Genomic DNA, 18,197 nt, shown 5'->3' on the forward strand with positions numbered 1-18,197 from the left:
GGTGGAGGCGGGGCCGCCGGGAAAGCGGCCCCGCGGGCTCAGTCGGCGTACGTCAGCCGCCGGTCGTGCACGTCGCACTCGCACGTGCAGCCGTGGCCGCGTCCGCAGGGGCACGGTTCGCAGCAGTAGTGCGTGCCACAGTCCCGGCACCTCGTGCAGTTGCAGTCCTCGCAGCGGTCCATCGGGGGCCCTCCTCGTCGGTGTGGGTGATCGGGCCGGTCACGACGCGCCCGCCGTGGTGCGGGCCCGGTAGGCGGCGTCGTGTCGGCGTTTGGCCTCCCGGCAGGCGTCGTCGATGCGCTCGTGGTGACGCACGTGCCGGTCGTAGGCCGCAGGCGTGCCGCACGCGGCGCGGGGCCGCCCGCCCGTGCGGGGCGGCCGGGGGTGGTCCGGGTCGCGCGGCTGCCGGCGGCGGAGGACGGCGGCGCGTTCGGCCTCGGTCAGCCCGCCCCACACGCCGTAGGCGGCGTCCCGCGGGTGGTCCAGGGCCCAGGCCAGGCACGCGGGGCGCACAGGGCAGGAGGCGCACACCGCCCGCGCCTCGGCGACGAGGGCCGCGTTCGAGCGCGGCGGGAACATCACGTCCGGGTCGATGCCCTCGGCGGCGCAGGCGGCCTGCCGGAGCCGCCGGCGGGGCGGGGGCAGGGTGTCGGGTGCGTGGCGGGAGGTCATGCCGTCACCGCCGTCCTGGAGGTGCTGCGGGCGTCGCGGCAGGGCTGGCACACGGGGATGCCGGCGCGGCGGTGGGCGCCGACGCCTTGCGGGGTGCCGCACCGTCCGGTCCAGTCCGCGGTGGCGGTCGGGTCGTCGATGGTGTCGTCGTCCCACGCGCCGACGGGCGCCCAGCAGTTCCGGTAGGCGGTATTGCGGGCGCGGCTGTACGCCTGGCCGGTCACGCCGTGCTCGCGCGGGTCAACCCGCCACAGGTCGTCATACAGCGTGTTGACAGCGCGGACGGTGGACACGGTCACCCGCGTCCGCTTCATGCTGGCGCCGAAGTTGGGGGCGGTCATGCCGAGACGCTCGGCGAGCCGTCGCTGCGGCCAGCCCGCGGCGACGAGGGCTTGAAGGCGGCGCTGGGTTCCGGTGGCGTCGATCGGCGTGTGCGCGCCGAGGTCGTCGAGCGTCGGCTCGACGGACAGCAGGGCCGCCGCGGTGGCCGGGCGGATCCGCTGCGGCGGCGGAGTGCTGCGATCCGTGCGGCCGTTGAGCAGTACGACGATAGTCTTGCGCTCGACGCGGGCGAGGTCGGCGATGCGCCGGGCGCCCAGGCCGCTCTGCTGCAGGGCGCGCACGTGGGCCCGGACGGGTGCGGCGTCGACGTAGGGCTGCCAGGTGCCGCGTCGGAGGGCGTGCTCGCGGGCGTCGTTGTACTGGGCGACGGCCCAGCCGCAGGTGTAGCAGCGGCAGCCGTCGAGCTTGTAGCGGGCGTAGCCGTGGGGCCTGGTGCTCACTGCGGGTCACCTCGCTTGATCCACTCGGGGGTGCGGCTCGGGGCGTACTCGCGGGTCATGTCTCCTCCCGCGGGCTGGCGGTGGTGGTGTGGGTCATGTGTGGCTCCCGGGGTGGTGGCCCGCCCGCGCGCCCCAATGGTCATGCGCGCGGGCAGGCCGGTCTCAGGTGGCGGGTCCGCGCTGCTGGAGGCTGATCACCCGCACGCCGGCGGCCGGTGTCGGCGGCGCGGGCGGCCGTGCGGGATCGGCCCACCGCTCCCCTGCGGGGATCGGCGCGGTGGCCTGGTCGGCGGGGTCGCTGGTGTCACGCACCCACCGGGGCACGGTGACCGCGCCGCAGCGGGCATGCTCGGCGCGCAGCGCGTGCAGCTCGGCCACGACATGCGCGAGGCGCCCGGCGAGCTGCTGCGCACGCTCCTCGGCCGCCCGCCGGTCCTCCCACGCACCGGTGAGCGTGACGCCGGTGTCGTCCAGCTCGCGCGTGACGCGCACGAGCTGACAGGCGAGGTCCTCGGTCTCAGCTTCCAGGCGCTGCAGCGTGCAGCGGAGTGTGGTGCGGGAGGCGAGCCGGTGCGAGGCCATCACAGGTCACCCCCGGCTTCACCCGCGCCGAGCGCGTTCGTGATCTGGACGAGGGCCATGGTCGGGCTGATGTCCCCGCGCGCCGCGGCATCGACGGAGCCGAGGGCATCGGCGATCCGCGCGCGGGACTGGTGGAGCTGGTCGAGGAGATCCCGCTGCTCGGCCGCGGCGATGCGGTCCGGAGTGAACACCTCGCCGCCGTGCTCCACAGCGGGCGCGCACGGCCACCGGGCCACCCAGGTGTCGCCGTGGCACACGCGGCACAGCCAGGCATTCGGCGTGCCCACGGAATCGCACTCCTGGTGCTCGGTGGGCTGGCCGTCGGCGGTCAGGCTGTGGCAGGTGCCGTAGGCGTGTGAGGCGGCGCGAGCGTCGATCTCGGTGAGGCGGTCGGTCGCGTATTCGTAGTCGGTCATGGCTGGTCCTCTATGGGGTCGTGGCGGAGCGCGCTGGGGGCGAGGCGCAGGGCGCCGCAGACGATGCAGTGAGCCAGCGCGCCATCGATGGCGTGCGGCCTCATATCGCGGCACAGACCGCCGCAGTCGAGGGAGGCGACATCCAGCCCGCGGGCGGGCTCGTCATCGCGGCGGGGTCGGCGGCGCCACAGCCACGCCAGCGCCGCGTACACCGCCACCAGACCCGCGCCCAGCGCCCAGCCGGCCGCCTCGCCGGGGCTCACGACGCGCCCCCGGCGCCGAGCTGAGGAAGGTCCAGGTGACCGAGCTGGCCCGCGCGCCAGGCGTCCGCGATCGCATCGGCGCCGCCGTCCACAGGCCGCACCGAGTGGCCGCGCGCCCGCGTCGCCCGTACCTCGACGCCCGGCACCTCGTGCACGACACCGGTCTCCCGGTCGGCGACCTCGGCGACCCCAGCGGCGGTCATCTCCGCCAGGAGCTGCGCCTGGTAGGCGGGCCGGACCTCGGTGACGACCCGGGATGTGATCTCGCTGGGAGCGTGCTCGCGCACCCACTTCAAGAACAGGTCGTCGTCGACGACTTCGGCGCACGGCTTCGGGGCCGAGCGGGAGACGGTGGCCACCTTCGTGCCGTCCGGCAGAACCGCGTCCACCCGGGAGGCGCCCGTGGTATCGAGCGCATCCTGCATCTCCGCGCGGACGTCCTTGAGTTGGCCGCTGACCGCGTCCAGGAGGGTCTTGAGCGCCGCTTCCCGCAGCGCCAGGTTCTTCAGGTCCATCGGAGTCCTCCGAAGGGGCCGCCCCCGCAGCACCCGCCGTGGTGTCGGAAGGGGCGGCCCCGGTGTGGGGCCCGTGCGCGGGGGCCGTGTCATCCCCGGCGCACGGGCGGTCTGATGGGTGTCAAGCGGCCGTGCCGCGCAGTTGGTCGAGGAAGCCGCGGATCTGGGGCGCGATGGCCTGATCCAGCGGCATGCCCGTGGCGGACTCGAAGTCGGCCGCGATGTCCGGCAGGTCGTGCTCGTCGGCGAAGGCGCGCAGCTCCTTCTCCGCGTCGCGGGCGGCCTGCTCCTCCTCGGAGACGACCTCGCCAGCGTCGTCGGGTTTGGGCGGCGGGGGCCCGGCGGTAAGGCTCCGGCCGATGCCCTCGATCCAGCCCAGCCGCTTCTCGCCGAGCCCGGCCTCCCGCGCGTCCTTCCAGATCTGCCGCACCTGGGCGGGGTCGGACGCAGCGCGGGCCTCAGCCACGAAATCCCGCCCAGGCTCGACCCGCTGGGGCGCGGGCCGCTGTCCCTGGTCCGGCTCGCCCGGCTGCACTGTGCGGAGCTGCTGTACTTCGGCGTCCAGCGGTACCCCGTCCTGATCGACGTTCGCGCCGATCTCCTCCGGGGTGTAGATCGACCCGTGCAACACCTCCGGGCACGCCATTCGTACGCACTCGCTGATCGCGCGCGCTCGGAGCATCGCGCCGGGGAACTGCTTCCAGGTGTCCTTGCCGGTGAGCTTCGCCCGCTGCGCCTTCTCGGTGTCCCACTTCGCCGTGAACGGGAACTCCGGGTCATCGGCGCGGTAGATCGTGACCTCGGCGTGCTCGTCGTCGCTCACGATCCGCATCCGGTGCCCGGCTCGCCGAGTCAGGGACGCCATCAGGTCGGCCGAGGCGGTGGCCCGGCCCTGGATTACGTGCACGGACTGGGTGGTGGTGATGACGTCCAGTCCGATCGCCCGCCCGTACTCCAACGCCCACAGGACGGAGGCAGGGTTGTTCTGGTACTGGCGGGGCAGCATCCCGGACCCGGCCAGGGCTTCAGCAAACTTCCAAGCGTCGTGCGGGGTCATGCTGGCGAGAGACAGGGCCCCGCCGGGGCGCTGCGCTGGGGTGGCGGGCTGCGCCTTCACGATCTCGCTGCTCACGCGACATCACCGCCCGCGCGAAGCGTGCCCTTGGGGTGCTTGCGGATGGTCGCCGCCGTGCCGTCACGCAGGTGCTCCCGCAGCCGCGGGGACGTACGCCACCGCATGCCCCCGCGAGCGGGCACCTGTACCCGCTCACCCGTGAACGGATTCCGCGCCGCCCGTGCGGGCTTCTCCTCCGGCCGCCACGACCCGAAATTGGAGATCGTGACCGTGTGCCCGGCGGAGACGGCACGGGCGATCAGATCGAAAACGCCCTCCACCGCGAGCCGGGCCTGACGCCGGCTGATGCCCAGCTCGGCGGCCAGCGCGTCGGCCAGCTCCCCCTTGTTGAGGTCGGTCTTGGGCTGTACATGCGTGGTCATGCGTGTCCTCCGGGCAGGGTGTAGTGCCGCGCGGTGCCGTCGTGGCGGTCCAGGAGCCCGGCGCGGGCGAGGTAGCCCAGGTCGTGGCGGGCGGTCGCCCGGCGGGACGCGAGCTGCAGGGTGCGGTACAGGTCCCAGACGCGGCCCGTGGTCCAGGCGCCGCCCTCAGCGCGGAGCGTGGCCAGCAGCAGCGCCTGCCGGTAGCGCAGGCTCGGACGGCTACACATCGCCCTCACCCGCCTCGGGCCCGGCGAGGTCATCGGAGAGGATCACCGCACGGTCGCTGGACAGCTCCAGCACGTAGGGCTCACCGGCCGGGCCGGACAGCAGCACGGTGACGCTGTCGTCGTCGCCGTACTCGATGTCGTCCAGACCCCACCGCAGCGGCGTCGGCCCGGCGTCTGCCTGCGCCTCGTCGGCGAGAGCGAGACGGCGCAGGGCAGCGGTCGCGTGCACGGCCGCCGAGATGGACGAGTCCGCATCGATCACATCGGCCGCCTCGCGCAGCACCTCAGCGCGGGTGGGGCGGGCCGCCAGCTCGGCGGCGAGCTGATCCTGCTCGCCGTCACCGGGGCGGTGATCGGCGACGGACGCGGCACCCAGGTCCTGCGCCGCCGTGGTGAGCGCCTCGACATCGCCCTGGACCGCCAGGTCCCGCAGCTGGAGGAGCCGCACCGAGCGGGCATTTCGCTGGCGCAGCGTGAACTGGTGCTGTGCCAGCTCAGCCACCAGCTCGGCGCGCAGCTCCTCCATCTCCTCATCGCGCACGGCGAGCACAGCGTCCGCTCGGCGTGCGGTGTGGCACGAGCCCACCCCGGCGAAACGGCCGCTCGCGTCGTAGTGCACACAGCCGGACCAGTACGTGTGGCCCAGCACCGGGCACGGATGGGTGCGGTGTGCCCCTTTGAGAGCGGCGATGTAGCGGGCACGAAGCCCAGCACGGTCGTCAGCCACGATGCTCACCGCCCCTCGCGGCATCGGACTGGAGCAGCCGGACCGCCGCGCGCTGCGCCGGGGTCGGGAAGCAGCTCTCCGTCAGGCACCCGACGGGCCGCAGCGGGTCGAAGCCCGGCCCGCCGGTGCGCTCGCGCTCCGCTCGGTACCAGCCCTCGGACGCGTCCTGCGCCTCCGCGAGACGTTCCGTCAGCCGGTGCGCCAGTGCGTTCAGCCGGTCCACCTCGGCGGACAGCCGCCGGATGGTCTGGTCGGTGGTCTCGTGCGTGCTCACGCCGCACCGCCCATCGCGGAGCGAGCGCCCGCACCGATCCACTCGGCGAGCTGGGCAGCCTGCGCGCCGTACACCGTCAGCGGCCCCACCAGCTCGGACAGGTCCTGCGCCAGCGCATCCCGCTCGTGCACCGCCGAGGCGTCCGCGTGGCCGGAGGAGGTCTGATGCGCGGCGGACGCCGTCACCTCGATCAGCTCGGCCAGGTCCTCCGGCCGCTCGGCCGCGAGGTACCGCAGCGCGTCCTCCACATACGCGGACACGTCGATCTCCACCCCGGCCGGGATGGCGCGCACATACACGCGGTGCGGCCCCGTCACGGGCATGTTCGTCTCAGGCACGGCGGCCCCCCTCGGTGTAGTCGGTGAGTACGGCGGCGACCGCCGCCAGGTAGGCCGCTACCTGCGCAGGCAGCCACGCGGCCTCATCACGGCCGTACAGCGCGTGCATCTGCACATCGACCTCGGCGATCTCCAGCTGCGCGCGGTCCGCCGGCGGCAGACCCAGCAGGTCCCGCTCCTCGACCAGCAGCATCACGACGCCACCCCCAGCGGCAGCTGCGACATCGCGACCCACACGTGGACCGGCACGCCCGTCACCGTCGTGCGGAGCTCCATCTGCCCGGATCCCGGGGCAGTCCTGTACGTCGTGAGGTCCACGGCGTCCGGCGCGAGCCCCAGCCCCTCACGCCACGCCTCGAAGTCCGCGACGGAGTCGAGCTGGACGATCACCTCGCCGGGCTTGAACTGGTCCGTCCGCAGGGACGCGGCGGGCAGGTCGGGGCAGGTGCGCGCCAGCTCGGCCAGCGCGGTGATCGCAGGCTGCTGCTGACGCAGCGACACCGCGCTCACCGGGACTCACCGCCCTCAGCGACGCGCTGCCAGCGGGCCAGCACCTGCTCGACCCCGGCGAGGACATCGGCGTCCGGCACCCTCGGGTCCGAGTGGTAGTGGTGAAGGGCGGCAGCAGCGAGGTCCCCGAGGAACTCGTGCAGGTCGCCAGCGTCGAGCCGGGCCGCCCACGGCAGCACCGGACCGGCGGCGGGAGCGAGAGTGAACACCGCAGCGTCGGTGTCCGGGGGCTGGGATGGAATCATGGGGGACACGTGGCCCCTCCTTTCATCTGGTGTGAGGTGTGCCGCGAGGGGTCGTCTCCGCCTGCCGGGGCGAGACGGCCCCGCCTAGCGGCGGGTCAGGCTGTTGCGGCCTTCGCCCGGGGGCGCCCCCGCCTCCGCTCGACCGGCGCGGCGGCCGGGTCGTTAAGCGGGTTCTGCGGGTCGCTGGCGGCCAGATCCCTCTCGAATGCCTCAATCGCGGCGAGAGGGAAAAGCAACTTCCGGCCACCCGAGATTGCCGGGGGCAACTGCCGCCGGTGCCGTCGGTGATAGATGGCCTGCTCGGTGGTACGCCAACGGGCTGCCAGCTCGGCAACCGTGAGGTGGGGGGACTCTTCAGTAGTCCGCCGGGAGGTGTTCATCACGCCTCATGTCAGGTCGGGTGATCTCTGCGATCGCGACCCTGACGTGACGCTCGCGATTCAGTTCCATAGCGATGCGCCTCAGCAGGTCAGGGCTCGGGTTTGCTCTGTCTCTCTCGATCCGGGAGAGCCATGACGGGGAGACGTCGATCCGTGCGGCGAAGGCCGTCAGACCCATGCCGCTCTCCTCGCGCTGGCGCCGGATCTCGTTTCCCCGCGCTTGCATACTGGCAAGACTAGGAAATCACAGGCAGCTAGGCAAGAACTTGGCGTGAAGAAGTTGGCAATTATTGGAATATTGCTGGTGGTGGGCTCAAACCCCTCTGCCACCTGAGGAGTGATCTTGATAAGTTGTTGCCTGTAGTTGCTTCCTGTTGCCTAACCAAGCGGTGGACCCCCACATGGACCGAGACCAGGCATACGCCACGCTCGGCAAAGCCATCCGCACCGATCGTCGACGGCAGGGCCTCAGCACCCAACAGCTCGTCGAGCGCATCCGAGCGCGCGGCCAGACCATTTCGGCCCGCACCATCGGCAGCATCGAGCGCGGCGCCGTGCCAGAGCAGGACGACGCGTTCCCGTCCACAGAGATCATCGTCGCCGCGCTCGGCTGGCGGCCCGGCTGGACAGACCGCATCCTCGCTGGCGAGGACCCGGCCGACCTCCTCGAATCACGCCAGGAGAAAAGCCGCCCCACACAGCAGCAGGTCACCCGCGAGAGTGTTCTCGGGATGCTGCCGACCGTCTACGCGTTCTCCCGCAGCGCCGTCGAGGCCGGCGCGGACCCCCGGCTCCGCGACGAGTTCGACCGGCTCGCCGGGCAGCTCGCTGAATCGCTCCCGCAGTCAGCGGACTACGCGCTCGCCGCCTACCGGCCCCACGTCGAGGGCGCTGGGCCCGCCCCGGACGACGCCGAGCGCATCGCGCGCGCCCTCGGCGACGCGTAGCCGTACACCCCTTCACCCCGCAGCAGAGTCTGACTCGGTATCACCGGGAGCTTCCTGCCCTGACTTGGCAGGCGGGTCCCGTCAGCGTGCCTTCGAGCACGAGCAGTGCGCAGAGGGCAGCAGAAACCGGCAGAGGTTCCGCAACATTTCTGCTTCTTTCCTTCCGTTGCTTCCCTCGCATCTTGTACACATGAACGTCCACGCCTCCTCAGCGCGCGAAGCACAGATAGGGGGCGTTCTATGTCTGTGGTCGGGTCCTTCCTCATCGAGCCGGGCCGGTCCTATTCGCCGCACCAGACGCTGGAGACGCTCGGCGTCATCGTCGTGCGCACGTGGCTGCGCGATACCTGGGGAGCGTGGTCATACACACGACGCAAGATCGTGATCGCCTCCGGACTCAGCCTCGTCCAAGAAAGGTGCGTCCTCGCACACGAAGTCGAGCACGTCATCGCCGCCCACGACGGCTGCGGAGACGGCCAGCTCGCAGTCCGGCAAGAGCGCCTCGCCGATCTCGAAGCGGCCCGTAAGCTCGTCGCCATCAGCGACCTGTGCGAGGTCGCGCAGTGGGCCGACGACATCAGACTCGCCGCCCACGAGCTGCAGGTGACCGAGCGCATGCTCCGCATCCGCCTCCGCGATCTCGAAGGGGAGGGCTGGCCATGGCTGGCTGGATCAACGATCGCTGGCTGAACAAGCGCCCCAACCCCCAGACCGGCAAGCGGGAACGCACCAAGCTGTACGGCAGCAAGACCAAGCGGTACAGGGTCGAAGGCATCCCCGGCGTGCGCGCCCGGTCCTTCGACAAGCTCGAAGACGCCAAGAAGTGGAAGGCCAAGGCGGAGCACGAGAGGACAACCGGGACGTTCTACGACCCGCGCGCCGGCGAGATGCTGTTCGGGGTCTACGTACGCGAGCGCTGGTGGCCCACCCTGCGGCAGCCGCCCACGACGAAGGACGCGATGCGCACGCGGATCTTCGGCCACATCCTTCCCTTCGCGGAGAGGATGCCGCTGAACTCCATCGGTCCGGACGAGATCAAAGCGTGGGTGGTGTGGGCGGAGCGGCGCGTCGACACCGGCACGGTACGGACGACGTGGCGGCACTTCTCCTCGATCATGCAGGCCGCGTACAAGGCCAAGCGAATACCGGCGAACCCGTTCCGTGACGAGGATCTGAAGGCGCCCACGGCCCCTTCGGGTAAGGCGAAGGCGTGGCCATATGAGCAGGTGCAGGCTGTACGCGCCGAGCTGGGGCGCCGCTACCGCGTGCTCGTCGACGAGGGCACCCTGGCGGGAGTCCGGCAGGGGGAGGCGTTCGGCCTGTCACCGGGCGACCTGGACGGTGAGGACCTGCACATCGAGCGGCAGGTCGTCAAAACGAGCCGCGGCCTAGCGTTTGCCCCACCGAAGGGCAACAAGACCCGGACGGGGCCGTGTCCTCCGGAGCTGACCAAGGCCGTCGAGGAGCATTCGGCAGAGTTTCCGCCTGTCGAGGTGACGCTGCCGTGGGTGGACCCGGACCGGCCGAGCGTGGCGTGGGAGGACCGGCCGTTGGTGACAGTCCTGCTGATCTGCACGACGTCGCGAGGGAATGCGATCAACCGGTCCACGTTCGACGAGAAGCAGTGGAAGCCCGCGCAGCACCGGGCCGGCGTCATCGACGGCCCGCAGGTGGAAGTCATCGAGCGGCCGGGGAAGCGGCCCCTGAAACGGGTACGGTGGGAGGTGCCGAAGGGGTACGGGTTCCACGGGTTGAGGCATACGTTCGCGAGTATCGTGTTGGCGGGCGGCGAGACGATCACGAAGCTCGCGGCCTGGCTCGGCCACTCGGATCCGGCGTTCACGCTTAGGACGTACGTGCATTTCATGCCGAAGGCGGGGCGGCGCGGGTTCGCCGCGTTGGCGGCGTGGGCGCGCGGAAATGACCCTGAAGATTTCGAATCTTGACGGAACCGCCTCAGAACCGCCTCAGCTCCTCATTGTGAGGTCTGGGACGGTTCTCTTTGCAGGTCAGAATCATGACCATCTGGGGAGCTGTCCAGAACCCGGCCTACAGGCCGACTCGTCCGCCTTCTCTTCTTCTTTCGGCCCGGCCCGGCCCGGCCCCGGGACGGGACGGGGTGCGCCGGTGGACAGGGAAATCATGCGGTGGTGCCGCTGTTGCCGGTGTCGAGCGCGGCGAGGTCGTCCCTGAGCCACGAGGGCGCGGCGGGGCTGCGGGCCAGCTCACGGGCGTGCCGCACGCACGCCTCCACGATCCGGCCCGGTCCGGACCCGGTCTCCACGTAGGCGACGGCCATCGAGTCCGGTACGCGCTGCTCGCACACCGTGCACCAGCCCGGAGTCACCAGCCCGTCGGTGCCGTCCGTCACGGCCGCGCCTCCCCGCTGCGGGCGTCGGCCGCCAGGAGCGCGAGGGCGGCGCGCAGTTCGGCGTGCCGCTCGCGCTGCGGCCGGGCCCGCACCGTGAAGGGCCCACAGCCTTGGTGGACCCGTGCGGCCCGGTGCAGCCGCTGCGCGTACGCGTCGCCCCGCACCGTCCCGTACCGGGTCTCCCACGCCAGGCGTGCCAGTACGGCGGCCCGGTCGACGGGCGGCGTCGCCTGCCAGACCGCGCGCAGGACGGCAGGGCCCCGGTGGGCGAGGAGGGCAGCCAGCGTCCCGCGCGGCCCCCGCCGACAGGAAAGGTTCTCGGTCACGGTTCACTCCGCTCAGGCGAATCAGGTGGCGGGCAGGCGCAGGCGTACGTGCCGCGCACGGCGATGGCCGGGGGCGCGTCCCCGGGCGTCGGCTCGGTCCAGGCGGTGACGCGTGGCGGCATCCCGCAGCGCGGACACGGTGCGGCCTCCGCGCGCACCACCGCGGTCACGGCCGCGACCGCGCGGGCGGCGGTACGGCGGGCACGCGGGCTCACCGCCGCGGCCTCGTCTCCGCGTACCGGGCGGCCGCGGCGTCGTAGACGGCGCGTTCGTCGTCGGTGGCGGCGCGCAGGTCGCGGATACGGGTGGTCACCTCGACCGCGTGCGGCAGAATGATCCGCACCCAGCCGTCGCCGAGCAGGGCCTGCACCCGGCCCGTCCAGCAGGACACCGGCGGCGACTCCCGCGCAGCGACCTCGTCCACCACATACGCGCCCCGCTCGAAGTGGGCGCTCACCGCTGCCCCTGGGAGGCGGGTTCGCTGCATGCGCTCGCCGCCGCGTCGAGGACCCGGCACTGCGAGCCGTGCGTCGACGCCCCGGACTTGGACGTCGGCGATGACCGGGTACTTCCGGAGGGTGCCGGTCCCCGAGGCGACGAGCCAGTACAGGCGGCCGATGCTCGCGTCCTCTATGACGGCTCCGCCGCTGTCGCCGGGGGCGGCGAGAAGCTGCTCCCCGATCTTCCGGGGGAGCGACCCGGCATCCCACCATTCGCCAGCCGCGAGCATCACCACCCTCCGGCCGGAAGGAAGCCACTTCAGCGGGTGCACGTTTCGGATCGTCACGCCTCCAGGGTGTTGTGACAGACGGTGCACACTCGATACCGTCCCTGTAATCTCACCGTGAGATGACTTTCCATCCCGCCGTGCACCGGGGGACTGTATGGCCGCCGCGCTCCTCCCTGTCGAGCTGCCCGACTGGGCATGGCAGCGCGCCGAGGTCCGTCAAGCGCTCCGGGCCCGCGACGTCGGGGCCGTCTTCCGGTACGTGCAGCAGTACGGCGGTGCCAGCCAGGCCCGCATAGCCACCGCTGTCGGACTGACTCAGGCCCGCGTGAACGAGATCATCAACGGGCGCCGCGAGGTGACCCGCCTCGACGTGTACGAGCGCATCGCCGAAGGGCTCGCCATGCCCGACGACGCCCGACATCTTCTCGGACTGGCAGCGGCCCGCGAAGTCCGCGGCGGAGGACCGGCGTTCGACCTCGCCGCGTTCCCCGAGGTCGTCCGCGTCTACTCCTCGCAGGCTTCCGCCGCCGAGGAGATCCGCCGCCAGGCTGCCACGGTCAAGGAATTGGACGTGCTTGCCGTGCGCGGCCTCGGGCTGATCGGACTCAACGATTCGCTGCTGCGCTCGGCGCTCACTCGGGAGGACGAGCCACCTCCGCTGGTGCGGGTGCTGATACTCGACCCCGAGGCGCCCGCACTGGCCGTGCGCGCCGCCGAGATCGGCGAATCCTCCGAATCCCTCGCGAGCGGAGTGCGCCTCGCCGAGGCCCGGTTGCGCGAGCTGGCCGGCGAGTGCGACGTTCACGTCTACCGGTATCGGCTGCTGCCCACCTGGCGGCTCCTGCGGCTGGACTCGATCCTGTTCGTGTCCGCCTTCGACGCAGGCTGGGAGGGGCACGAATCGGCGATCTACAAGGTGGTGGAGACGCCGCACGGGCCGCTGTATCGAGGGTTTCGCCGCATGTTCGAGGCCATGACGCGGGAGGGTGTACGCACGGCCTGATCGGGAAGGGGAAGCGATGATCGAAGCCGAGTTGAAGGCACGCGTGCGGAACCCGGAAGACGTCATGCGTGCGCTGGAGGCGCACGGCACCGGGCGCGCCGAGGTGTACCAGGACACCTACTACGACGACCCGGACGGCGGCCTCGACGCGCGGGACGCCGAGCTACGCGTGCGAACCATCCACGGCACGGACGAAACCAGCTCGCTGCTCACCTTCAAGGACGCCAAGGTCGACGAAGCGTCCGGCTCGAAGCCCGAGCACGAGACCCGCGTCGAGGACGCCACGGCGGTACACTCGATGCTGCGCAGCCTCGGCTACGTGCCCGTGATCGCGTTCGAGAAGCGATGCCGGAACTACGGCCTGCATGCCAAGGGCCGCGACATGCTTGCCACCCTCGTCCGCGTGCCCGAGGTCGACGGCACATTCCTTGAGCTGGAAACCCTCGTCGAGAACGAGGCGGGCGTCTCCGCCGCCCTCGACGACGTCCGTGCGGTGCTGGCCGACCTGGGCATCGACGATGGCGACTTGACGCGGGAGCTGTACACCGACGCCGTGAGGGCGCGCCGCGGGGCATGAGCGCCGGGCGCCCCGCCCCCAGCGGCACGGAGCGGGCCGCTCCCGCGCACCCGCTACCGCGTAGCAGCCGTCCTCCGGGAAGACGAGTCCTGTTCTCTGGCCTGAGAGCGCCAATTCGGCCTCACTCGCCGGGGCTGAACTCGTCGCCACCTGCTCGCGGCGCAGCGATGTGCCTCGTCTTGCTCGGCGACCCGGAGGGCGTGCAACTCGCGGCCCGCGACACCGAGTACCGCATCGGCGGGGGTGTGACGGGCCGAGTCGTCGCAGTGCTCTCCTCATCGACGGCGCATACTTCAATGCCTGCGTCGAGTCCTACGCGGGCAGGCTGGTGTGCGGGAGTGCAAAGAGGAGACCGGGCTCGACGTCGAAGTCATCGGCCTGGTGGGGGTGTTCTCCACCCCTGACCACGTGATCGTCTACATGCACGGTGACTGCGTCGACGAGGTACGGCAGCCGATCAACATCTGCTTGCGGGCCAGGGTGGTTGGTGGCGACATCGAGCCCGAGCCCGACGAGGCCGCGGACGTTCGCTGGGTGGACCCGTCCCAGCTCGACGACTACCGGGTGCATCCCGCGCTGAGGGAGCGCATCTCCCACGGGCTGACGTCTCAGGACCCCTTCGTGAGCTGAGCGCGCTCGGTACCGGAGAGGACGGCGGAGCCGTGGGCACATCGGTCGACCGCCGCCCTCCGAGGCCGAGTGCCGCCCAGCCCGCGACAAGGGAGCCGAGGAACAGGGCGGGCTGCCTTGGCCGAGACGGGCCGCTCTCCCGGGGGTGCCAGGCTGGGAGTTGCGTCAGCTCGCTGCCCGGTGTGGGCTACGCGCATGATGCGCGTGCTCTACCTCATCGCCTGTGCCGCCGGGGCGGCCCGGCACATCGACACCGGCATTCGTCAAGCCCAGCAGGACGGCTGGGACGTGTGCCTGATCCTCACCCCGTCCGCTGCGCGCTGGCACGAGCAGCGCCTCCCGGAGCTGGAGGAACTGACCGGGCGTCCGGTGCGCTCGCAGTACAAGCTTCCGTGGGAGGCCGACGCGCTGCCGCCCGCTGACGCCATGCTGGTGGCGCCGATGACGACGACGAGTGCGTGCAAGTGGGCGGCTGGGATCACCGACACCGTGGCACTGGGGCTCCCGGCCGAGGGCGTGCACATCGGGGTGCCGGTCGTAGCGGCGCCGTTCTGGTCGACGGCGCTGGGCGCGCAGCCCGCCGTGAACCGAGCGGTGGAAACGCTGCGTGAGCAGGGGGTCCGGGTGGTATTCGGGCCTGGCGAGCCGCACCCGCCGAAGCAGGGCGATGCGCGCGGATTCGCATGGCAGCCCGCGCTCGACGAAGTGCGGGGGACGATGGCGTAACCGCAGGATGCCGTCGTGCTCCCGGGGAGCAGCGGCGCGGCACCGCATGATCGGGGTGCGGCCCGGTGCCGGGGGCGCACGGCGGCGTCAGGGTCGCACCGTGCGCATGCCCGGCAACGACGGCGGTCGAGGCGTCGTCGCACAGGGACGCGTCCTCGGCGCCGCTCCCTCCCGCCCGGGTCAGGGGATGCGGGTGGCCGTGCCCGAGACGTGGGTGCGGGAGTCGTCGGGGCGCAGCTCGACCGTGAGGACGCCGGGGCGGCCCATGTCGGCGCCCTGGTGCAGGGTGAGCCGGGCCTCCGCCGGCACCAGCCCCGCCTCCCGCGCGTACCCCGCGAAGGCGGCCGCCGCCGCGCCCGTCGCCGGGTCCTCCACCACGCCGCCGACCGGGAACGGGTCGCGGACGTGGAAGACGGAAGCGGACTCCCGCCACACCAGCTGCACCGTGGTCAGGCCGAGCCGCAGCATCTGGGTCTTGAGCCGCTCGAAGTCGTAGTCGAGGTCCGCCAGCCGGGCGCGGGTCGCCGCCGCGACGACGAGGTGGCGGTTGCCGGCGAAGGCGATCCGGGGCGGGATGGCCGGGTCCAGCTCGTCCGCCGCCCAGCCGAGCGCGGCGAGGGCCTCGGTGAGCTCGTCCTCCGCGACGGGCTCGCTGCGGGTGGCGACGCTGGAGAGCGTGGCGTACGGCGAGCCGTCCGCGGCCGTCTCGACGGTGACCGGGATCTCCCCGACGGGGGAGTGGAGCAGCAGCTCACCGGGGCCGATGCGGTCTCCCAGGGCCACCGCTGCCGCGATGGTGGCGTGCCCGCAGAAGTCGACCTCGGCCTCCGGGCTGAAGTAGCGGACGGTGAAGGTCCGCTCGGTGTCCCCGGGGGTGAGGAACGCCGTCTCCGAGTAGCCGACCTCGGCGGCGATGCGCAGCTGGTCCTCGTCGGTCAGGCCGCGCGCGTCGAGGACGACCCCCGCGGGGTTGCCGCCCTCGGGCGTCGCGGAGAAGGCGGTGTAGCGCAGCACGGTGTTCGGCGGAGCGGTGTTCGTCGTCATGGTGCTGTCAACGGCGGGCAGCGCCGATCTTGTTCCCCGTCACGTTCTGGCGGCGCGGACCGCCTGGGCCAGGCGGGTCGCCGCCTGCGCGCGCGGGGCGCTGTCCGCGGGGCGCCGCACCGGGTGCACGGTGTTCGCCAGCAGCACCAGGAACGTGTCCGTGGCCGGGTCCAGCACCATGCTCGTCCCCGTGAACCCGGTGTGCCCGGCGGCCCGCTCGCCCAGCTCGCCCATGAACCAGCGCGCCCCCACCTCGACGCCCAGACCGGGCGGCTCCAGCAGCAGCTCCACGCTGGACGGCGCCAGGATCCGCGCGGTGCCGTACGCGCCGCCGCCCAGCAGCGTCCGGCACAGCACGGCGAGGTCGCGGGCGGTGGAGAAGAGCCCGGCGTGGCCCGCCACCCCGCCCATCGCATACGCGTTCTCGTCGTGCACCCGGCCGTGCACCAGGCCCCGGTTCAGCTTGGCCCAGGGCTTGCGCTGGTCCTCCGTCGCCGCGGTCCGGGCGCGCCAGCCGCGCGGCGGGCGGAAGCGGGTGGCGGCCATGCCGAGCGGCTTGGTGATGCCGTCCCGCACGAGCGCGTCCAGCGGGCGGCCCGCGACCTGGGTGAGGACGAGCTGGAGCAGCAGCAGGTTGAGATCGGAGTAGCGGCGGCTCCGCCCCGGATCGTCGAGCGGCTGTTCGGCCCACAGCAGCTCGGCGTGCTCGGCGGTGTTGTACGTGTACAGCGGCAGCTCGGGACGGAGCCCGGAGGTGTGCGTCAGCAGCTGCCGCACCGTGATCCCGTGGTCCGGCGCCCCGGTCCCGGCGCGCGCGTACCGCGCGGCGGGCGCGTCCAGCTCCAGCGCGCCCCGCTCGTACTGCTGCAGCGCGGCGAGGGCGGTGAACACCTTCGTCACGGAGGCGAGGTCGAAGAGGGTGTCGGTGCGCATCGGCAGCCACGCCTCGGGCGGCAGCTCGACGCCGTGCCCGGCGGCCGGGTCGTACGCCGCGTAGCGCAGCGCCCAACCGGTCGCGTGTTCGACGGCGAGATACGGGCCGCGCCCGGCGGCGACGACCGCGCCCGCGCACCAGCCGGCGGCGGGCAGCGCGTCGACGTCGTCCGCGAGGGCCGTCAGCTCCCCGTCGTCCAGCCCGGCCCGCTTCCGGAACCGCCGCCGTGCGGTGGCGGACGCGGAGGCGGGCGGGTGTCTCAGCCGCGTGCGCGCCATGGACGGCACAGTGCCACGAACGCGACCCCCGCGATGAGGACCGCGCCGGCCTGGACGAGGGCCATGGGCACCGCGGTGTCCTCGCCCGCGATCCCCACGAGCGGCGAGGCGATGGCGCCGACCAGGAACTGCGAGGTGCCCAGCAGCGCGGAGGCGGATCCGGCGGCGTGCGGGGTGCGCATCAGGCCCTGGGAGTTGGCGTTCGGCATCACCAGCCCCATGCCGGCCATCAGCACGAACAGGGCGGTGGCGAGCGGTGCGAGCCCGACCCTCCCGAAGGCGCCGCTGGTCATCAGCACCAGCGCGGCGGCGGCCAGCCCGATCTGGACCAGTCCGAAGGCGATCACCCGGTCCAGCGGCACCCGCCCCACCAGCACCTTGCCGTTCAGCTGGCCGAAGGCGACCAGGCCGATGGAGTTGGCCATGAACAGCAGGCTGAAGGTCTGCGGCGAGGCCCCGTAGATCTCCTGGACGACGAACGGCGAGGCCGCGACGTACGAGAAGAGCGCGGCGAAGGTGAAGCTGCCCATCAGCAGATAGCCGGTGAAGACCCGGTCGGTGAGCAGCCGGCGCATGGTGCGCAGCGCGTCGGGCACGCCGCCCGAGTGCCGCTTCTCGCGGGCGAGGGTCTCCGGCAGCCAGCGCAGGACGACCAGCGACAGCAGCAGGCCGATGCCGGCGAGGATGAGGAAGACGCCGCGCCAGTCGGTGAAGCGGAGCACCTGGCCGCCGAGGACGGGCGCCAGGATGGGCGCCACGCCGGAGATCAGCATCAGGGTGGAGAAGAAGCGGGCCATCGCGAGCCCGTCGTACATGTCGCGGACGACGGCGCGGGCGATGACGATCCCGGCGGACCCCGCGAGGCCCTGGAGGAGCCGGAAGGCGGTGAGCGTCTCCACGGTGGGCGCGAGCGCGCAGGCCGCGCTGGCGATGACGTAGCCGGTCATCCCGATCAGCAGCGGGCGGCGGCGTCCGAACTGGTCGCTCATGGGCCCGACGATGAGCTGTCCCGCCGCGAGCCCGAGCAGACAGGCGGTGAGGGTGAGCTGCGCGGTCGCGGCAGGGGTGTGCAGGACGCCGCTGACCTCCGGGAGCGCCGGGAGGTACATGTCCATGGAGAGCGCGGGGAGCGCGGTGAGCCCGCCGAGGATGAAGGTGAGCAGCAGCCCGGCCCGGCGGCGGCGCGTGAGAGCGGCCTCGGGG

29 protein-coding genes are annotated in these 18,197 nt (G+C 72.4%); 7 read left to right on the forward strand and 22 right to left on the reverse strand.

The window, feature by feature from the left end:
- Positions 1 to 219: 219 nt before the first annotated feature.
- From G5C65_RS40395 to G5C65_RS40720, 16 genes are all read right to left on the reverse strand, one after another.
- Positions 220 to 672, reverse strand: coding sequence for a WhiB family transcriptional regulator (locus G5C65_RS40395; RefSeq protein WP_165298848.1), 453 nt, complete (start codon positions 670 to 672; stop codon positions 220 to 222).
- Complete coding sequence (locus tag G5C65_RS12470) at positions 669 to 1,454, reverse strand: hypothetical protein (RefSeq protein ID WP_165298849.1); 786 nt, start codon at positions 1,452 to 1,454, stop codon at positions 669 to 671. Before G5C65_RS12470 ends, G5C65_RS40395 begins: the two co-directional genes overlap by 4 nt.
- Before the next feature lie 162 nt (positions 1,455 to 1,616).
- A complete protein-coding gene (locus tag G5C65_RS12475) occupies positions 1,617 to 2,036 on the reverse strand; it encodes a hypothetical protein (protein WP_165298850.1) in 420 nt (139 codons plus the stop codon).
- Positions 2,036 to 2,452 (reverse strand): hypothetical protein, encoded by a 417-nt coding sequence (locus tag G5C65_RS12480; protein ID WP_165298851.1) that lies wholly within the window; start codon positions 2,450 to 2,452, stop codon positions 2,036 to 2,038. The genes G5C65_RS12475 and G5C65_RS12480 overlap by 1 nt, the downstream gene beginning before the upstream one ends.
- Positions 2,449 to 2,715, reverse strand: a complete 267-nt coding sequence (locus G5C65_RS12485) for a hypothetical protein (RefSeq protein ID WP_165298852.1) — start codon at positions 2,713 to 2,715, stop codon at positions 2,449 to 2,451. Before G5C65_RS12485 ends, G5C65_RS12480 begins: the two co-directional genes overlap by 4 nt.
- Positions 2,712 to 3,230, reverse strand: a complete 519-nt coding sequence (locus G5C65_RS12490) for a hypothetical protein (RefSeq protein ID WP_165298853.1) — start codon at positions 3,228 to 3,230, stop codon at positions 2,712 to 2,714. The genes G5C65_RS12485 and G5C65_RS12490 overlap by 4 nt, the downstream gene beginning before the upstream one ends.
- Before the next feature lie 121 nt (positions 3,231 to 3,351).
- On the reverse strand, positions 3,352 to 4,362 hold the full coding sequence (locus tag G5C65_RS12495; RefSeq protein WP_165298854.1) for a recombinase RecT: 1,011 nt from the start codon (positions 4,360 to 4,362) through the stop codon (positions 3,352 to 3,354).
- Positions 4,359 to 4,727: an HU family DNA-binding protein gene (locus tag G5C65_RS12500; RefSeq protein WP_165298855.1), complete on the reverse strand. Its 369-nt coding sequence runs from the start codon at positions 4,725 to 4,727 to the stop codon at positions 4,359 to 4,361. Before G5C65_RS12500 ends, G5C65_RS12495 begins: the two co-directional genes overlap by 4 nt.
- Positions 4,724 to 4,954 (reverse strand): hypothetical protein, encoded by a 231-nt coding sequence (locus G5C65_RS12505; RefSeq protein ID WP_165298856.1) that lies wholly within the window; start codon positions 4,952 to 4,954, stop codon positions 4,724 to 4,726. The genes G5C65_RS12500 and G5C65_RS12505 overlap by 4 nt, the downstream gene beginning before the upstream one ends.
- Positions 4,947 to 5,681 carry an RNA-binding protein gene (locus G5C65_RS12510; protein WP_165298857.1) on the reverse strand — a complete coding sequence of 245 codons (735 nt, stop codon included), beginning with the start codon at positions 5,679 to 5,681 and terminating at the stop codon, positions 4,947 to 4,949. The genes G5C65_RS12505 and G5C65_RS12510 overlap by 8 nt, the downstream gene beginning before the upstream one ends.
- Positions 5,674 to 5,955, reverse strand: coding sequence for a hypothetical protein (locus tag G5C65_RS12515; protein WP_165298858.1), 282 nt, complete (start codon positions 5,953 to 5,955; stop codon positions 5,674 to 5,676). Before G5C65_RS12515 ends, G5C65_RS12510 begins: the two co-directional genes overlap by 8 nt.
- Positions 5,952 to 6,293, reverse strand: coding sequence for a hypothetical protein (locus tag G5C65_RS12520; protein ID WP_165298859.1), 342 nt, complete (start codon positions 6,291 to 6,293; stop codon positions 5,952 to 5,954). The genes G5C65_RS12515 and G5C65_RS12520 overlap by 4 nt, the downstream gene beginning before the upstream one ends.
- Entirely contained in the window at positions 6,286 to 6,489 is a 204-nt protein-coding gene (locus G5C65_RS12525; protein ID WP_165298860.1) for a hypothetical protein, read from the reverse strand. The genes G5C65_RS12520 and G5C65_RS12525 overlap by 8 nt, the downstream gene beginning before the upstream one ends.
- Positions 6,486 to 6,803, reverse strand: coding sequence for a hypothetical protein (locus tag G5C65_RS12530; RefSeq protein WP_165298861.1), 318 nt, complete (start codon positions 6,801 to 6,803; stop codon positions 6,486 to 6,488). The genes G5C65_RS12525 and G5C65_RS12530 overlap by 4 nt, the downstream gene beginning before the upstream one ends.
- The gene (locus tag G5C65_RS12535) at positions 6,800 to 7,057 is read right to left on the reverse strand and encodes a hypothetical protein (protein ID WP_165298862.1); all 258 of its coding nucleotides are present in this window, start codon (positions 7,055 to 7,057) and stop codon (positions 6,800 to 6,802) included. The genes G5C65_RS12530 and G5C65_RS12535 overlap by 4 nt, the downstream gene beginning before the upstream one ends.
- Positions 7,058 to 7,402: 345 nt before the next feature.
- Positions 7,403 to 7,654, reverse strand: a complete 252-nt coding sequence (locus G5C65_RS40720) for a helix-turn-helix domain-containing protein (RefSeq protein ID WP_420903305.1) — start codon at positions 7,652 to 7,654, stop codon at positions 7,403 to 7,405.
- Between the two features lie 175 nt (positions 7,655 to 7,829).
- On the opposite strand from G5C65_RS40720, the gene G5C65_RS12545 reads away from it, so the two are divergent.
- From G5C65_RS12545 to G5C65_RS12555, 3 genes are all read left to right on the forward strand, one after another.
- Positions 7,830 to 8,375: a hypothetical protein gene (locus G5C65_RS12545; protein WP_165298864.1), complete on the forward strand. Its 546-nt coding sequence runs from the start codon at positions 7,830 to 7,832 to the stop codon at positions 8,373 to 8,375.
- Positions 8,376 to 8,615: 240 nt separating this feature from the next.
- Complete coding sequence (locus G5C65_RS12550; RefSeq protein ID WP_165298865.1) at positions 8,616 to 9,065, forward strand: ImmA/IrrE family metallo-endopeptidase; 450 nt, start codon at positions 8,616 to 8,618, stop codon at positions 9,063 to 9,065.
- Positions 9,035 to 10,321, forward strand: coding sequence for a tyrosine-type recombinase/integrase (locus G5C65_RS12555; protein WP_165298866.1), 1,287 nt, complete (start codon positions 9,035 to 9,037; stop codon positions 10,319 to 10,321). The genes G5C65_RS12550 and G5C65_RS12555 overlap by 31 nt, the downstream gene beginning before the upstream one ends.
- Positions 10,322 to 10,515: 194 nt before the next feature.
- On the opposite strand, the gene G5C65_RS12560 is transcribed toward G5C65_RS12555, so the two are convergent.
- From G5C65_RS12560 to G5C65_RS12570, 3 genes are all read right to left on the reverse strand, one after another.
- The gene (locus G5C65_RS12560; RefSeq protein ID WP_165298867.1) at positions 10,516 to 10,746 is read right to left on the reverse strand and encodes a hypothetical protein; all 231 of its coding nucleotides are present in this window, start codon (positions 10,744 to 10,746) and stop codon (positions 10,516 to 10,518) included.
- A complete protein-coding gene (locus G5C65_RS12565) occupies positions 10,743 to 11,072 on the reverse strand; it encodes a hypothetical protein (RefSeq protein ID WP_165298868.1) in 330 nt (109 codons plus the stop codon). Before G5C65_RS12565 ends, G5C65_RS12560 begins: the two co-directional genes overlap by 4 nt.
- Positions 11,073 to 11,283: 211 nt before the next feature.
- Positions 11,284 to 11,859, reverse strand: a complete 576-nt coding sequence (locus G5C65_RS12570; protein WP_165298869.1) for a hypothetical protein — start codon at positions 11,857 to 11,859, stop codon at positions 11,284 to 11,286.
- A 97-nt stretch (positions 11,860 to 11,956) separates the two neighbouring features.
- Here G5C65_RS12570 and G5C65_RS12575 point away from each other — a divergent pair, with 97 nt between their 5' ends.
- The 4 genes from G5C65_RS12575 (at position 11,957) to G5C65_RS12590 (ending at position 14,738) form a co-directional block, all read left to right on the forward strand.
- Entirely contained in the window at positions 11,957 to 12,805 is an 849-nt protein-coding gene (locus G5C65_RS12575) for a helix-turn-helix domain-containing protein (RefSeq protein ID WP_165298870.1), read from the forward strand.
- Between the two features lie 16 nt (positions 12,806 to 12,821).
- Positions 12,822 to 13,382: a class IV adenylate cyclase gene (cyaB, locus tag G5C65_RS12580; RefSeq protein ID WP_165298871.1), complete on the forward strand. Its 561-nt coding sequence runs from the start codon at positions 12,822 to 12,824 to the stop codon at positions 13,380 to 13,382.
- 330 nt (positions 13,383 to 13,712) lie between these two features.
- Positions 13,713 to 14,012: an NUDIX domain-containing protein gene (locus G5C65_RS12585; protein WP_338146351.1), complete on the forward strand. Its 300-nt coding sequence runs from the start codon at positions 13,713 to 13,715 to the stop codon at positions 14,010 to 14,012.
- Between the two features lie 195 nt (positions 14,013 to 14,207).
- The gene (locus tag G5C65_RS12590) at positions 14,208 to 14,738 is read left to right on the forward strand and encodes a flavoprotein (protein WP_165298872.1); all 531 of its coding nucleotides are present in this window, start codon (positions 14,208 to 14,210) and stop codon (positions 14,736 to 14,738) included.
- Between the two features lie 180 nt (positions 14,739 to 14,918).
- Here the strand turns inward: G5C65_RS12590 and G5C65_RS12595 are convergent, their stop codons facing one another.
- From G5C65_RS12595 to G5C65_RS12605, 3 genes are all read right to left on the reverse strand, one after another.
- Positions 14,919 to 15,782: a PhzF family phenazine biosynthesis protein gene (locus G5C65_RS12595; RefSeq protein WP_165298873.1), complete on the reverse strand. Its 864-nt coding sequence runs from the start codon at positions 15,780 to 15,782 to the stop codon at positions 14,919 to 14,921.
- Positions 15,783 to 15,821: 39 nt separating this feature from the next.
- A complete protein-coding gene (locus G5C65_RS12600; RefSeq protein WP_165298874.1) occupies positions 15,822 to 16,994 on the reverse strand; it encodes a serine hydrolase domain-containing protein in 1,173 nt (390 codons plus the stop codon).
- Positions 16,976 to 18,197 (reverse strand): multidrug effflux MFS transporter (locus G5C65_RS12605; protein WP_165298875.1); only part of this gene is annotated, 1,222 nt, incomplete at its 5' end. The genes G5C65_RS12605 and G5C65_RS12600, both read right to left, overlap by 19 nt.

The sequence above is a fragment of the Streptomyces boncukensis genome (genome assembly GCF_011045075.1).
In the GTDB taxonomy this organism is placed as follows: Bacteria; Actinomycetota; Actinomycetes; order Streptomycetales; family Streptomycetaceae; genus Streptomyces; species Streptomyces boncukensis.

Coding starts and splice junctions, on each gene's coding strand:
- G5C65_RS40395 (WP_165298848.1), bottom strand. CDS start 672: ATGACCTCCCGCCACGCACCCGACACCCTGCCCCCGCCCCGCCGGCGG.
- G5C65_RS12475 (WP_165298850.1), bottom strand. CDS start 2,036: ATGGCCTCGCACCGGCTCGCCTCCCGCACCACACTCCGCTGCACGCTG.
- G5C65_RS12480 (WP_165298851.1), bottom strand. CDS start 2,452: ATGACCGACTACGAATACGCGACCGACCGCCTCACCGAGATCGACGCT.
- G5C65_RS12490 (WP_165298853.1), bottom strand. CDS start 3,230: ATGGACCTGAAGAACCTGGCGCTGCGGGAAGCGGCGCTCAAGACCCTC.
- G5C65_RS12500 (WP_165298855.1), bottom strand. CDS start 4,727: ATGACCACGCATGTACAGCCCAAGACCGACCTCAACAAGGGGGAGCTG.
- G5C65_RS12505 (WP_165298856.1), bottom strand. CDS start 4,954: ATGTGTAGCCGTCCGAGCCTGCGCTACCGGCAGGCGCTGCTGCTGGCC.
- G5C65_RS40720 (WP_420903305.1), bottom strand. CDS start 7,654: ATGCAAGCGCGGGGAAACGAGATCCGGCGCCAGCGCGAGGAGAGCGGC.
- G5C65_RS12545 (WP_165298864.1), top strand. CDS start 7,830: ATGGACCGAGACCAGGCATACGCCACGCTCGGCAAAGCCATCCGCACC.
- G5C65_RS12550 (WP_165298865.1), top strand. CDS start 8,616: ATGTCTGTGGTCGGGTCCTTCCTCATCGAGCCGGGCCGGTCCTATTCG.
- G5C65_RS12555 (WP_165298866.1), top strand. CDS start 9,035: ATGGCTGGCTGGATCAACGATCGCTGGCTGAACAAGCGCCCCAACCCC.
- G5C65_RS12575 (WP_165298870.1), top strand. CDS start 11,957: ATGGCCGCCGCGCTCCTCCCTGTCGAGCTGCCCGACTGGGCATGGCAG.
- cyaB (WP_165298871.1), top strand. CDS start 12,822: ATGATCGAAGCCGAGTTGAAGGCACGCGTGCGGAACCCGGAAGACGTC.
- G5C65_RS12590 (WP_165298872.1), top strand. CDS start 14,208: ATGATGCGCGTGCTCTACCTCATCGCCTGTGCCGCCGGGGCGGCCCGG.
- G5C65_RS12595 (WP_165298873.1), bottom strand. CDS start 15,782: ATGACGACGAACACCGCTCCGCCGAACACCGTGCTGCGCTACACCGCC.
- G5C65_RS12600 (WP_165298874.1), bottom strand. CDS start 16,994: ATGGCGCGCACGCGGCTGAGACACCCGCCCGCCTCCGCGTCCGCCACC.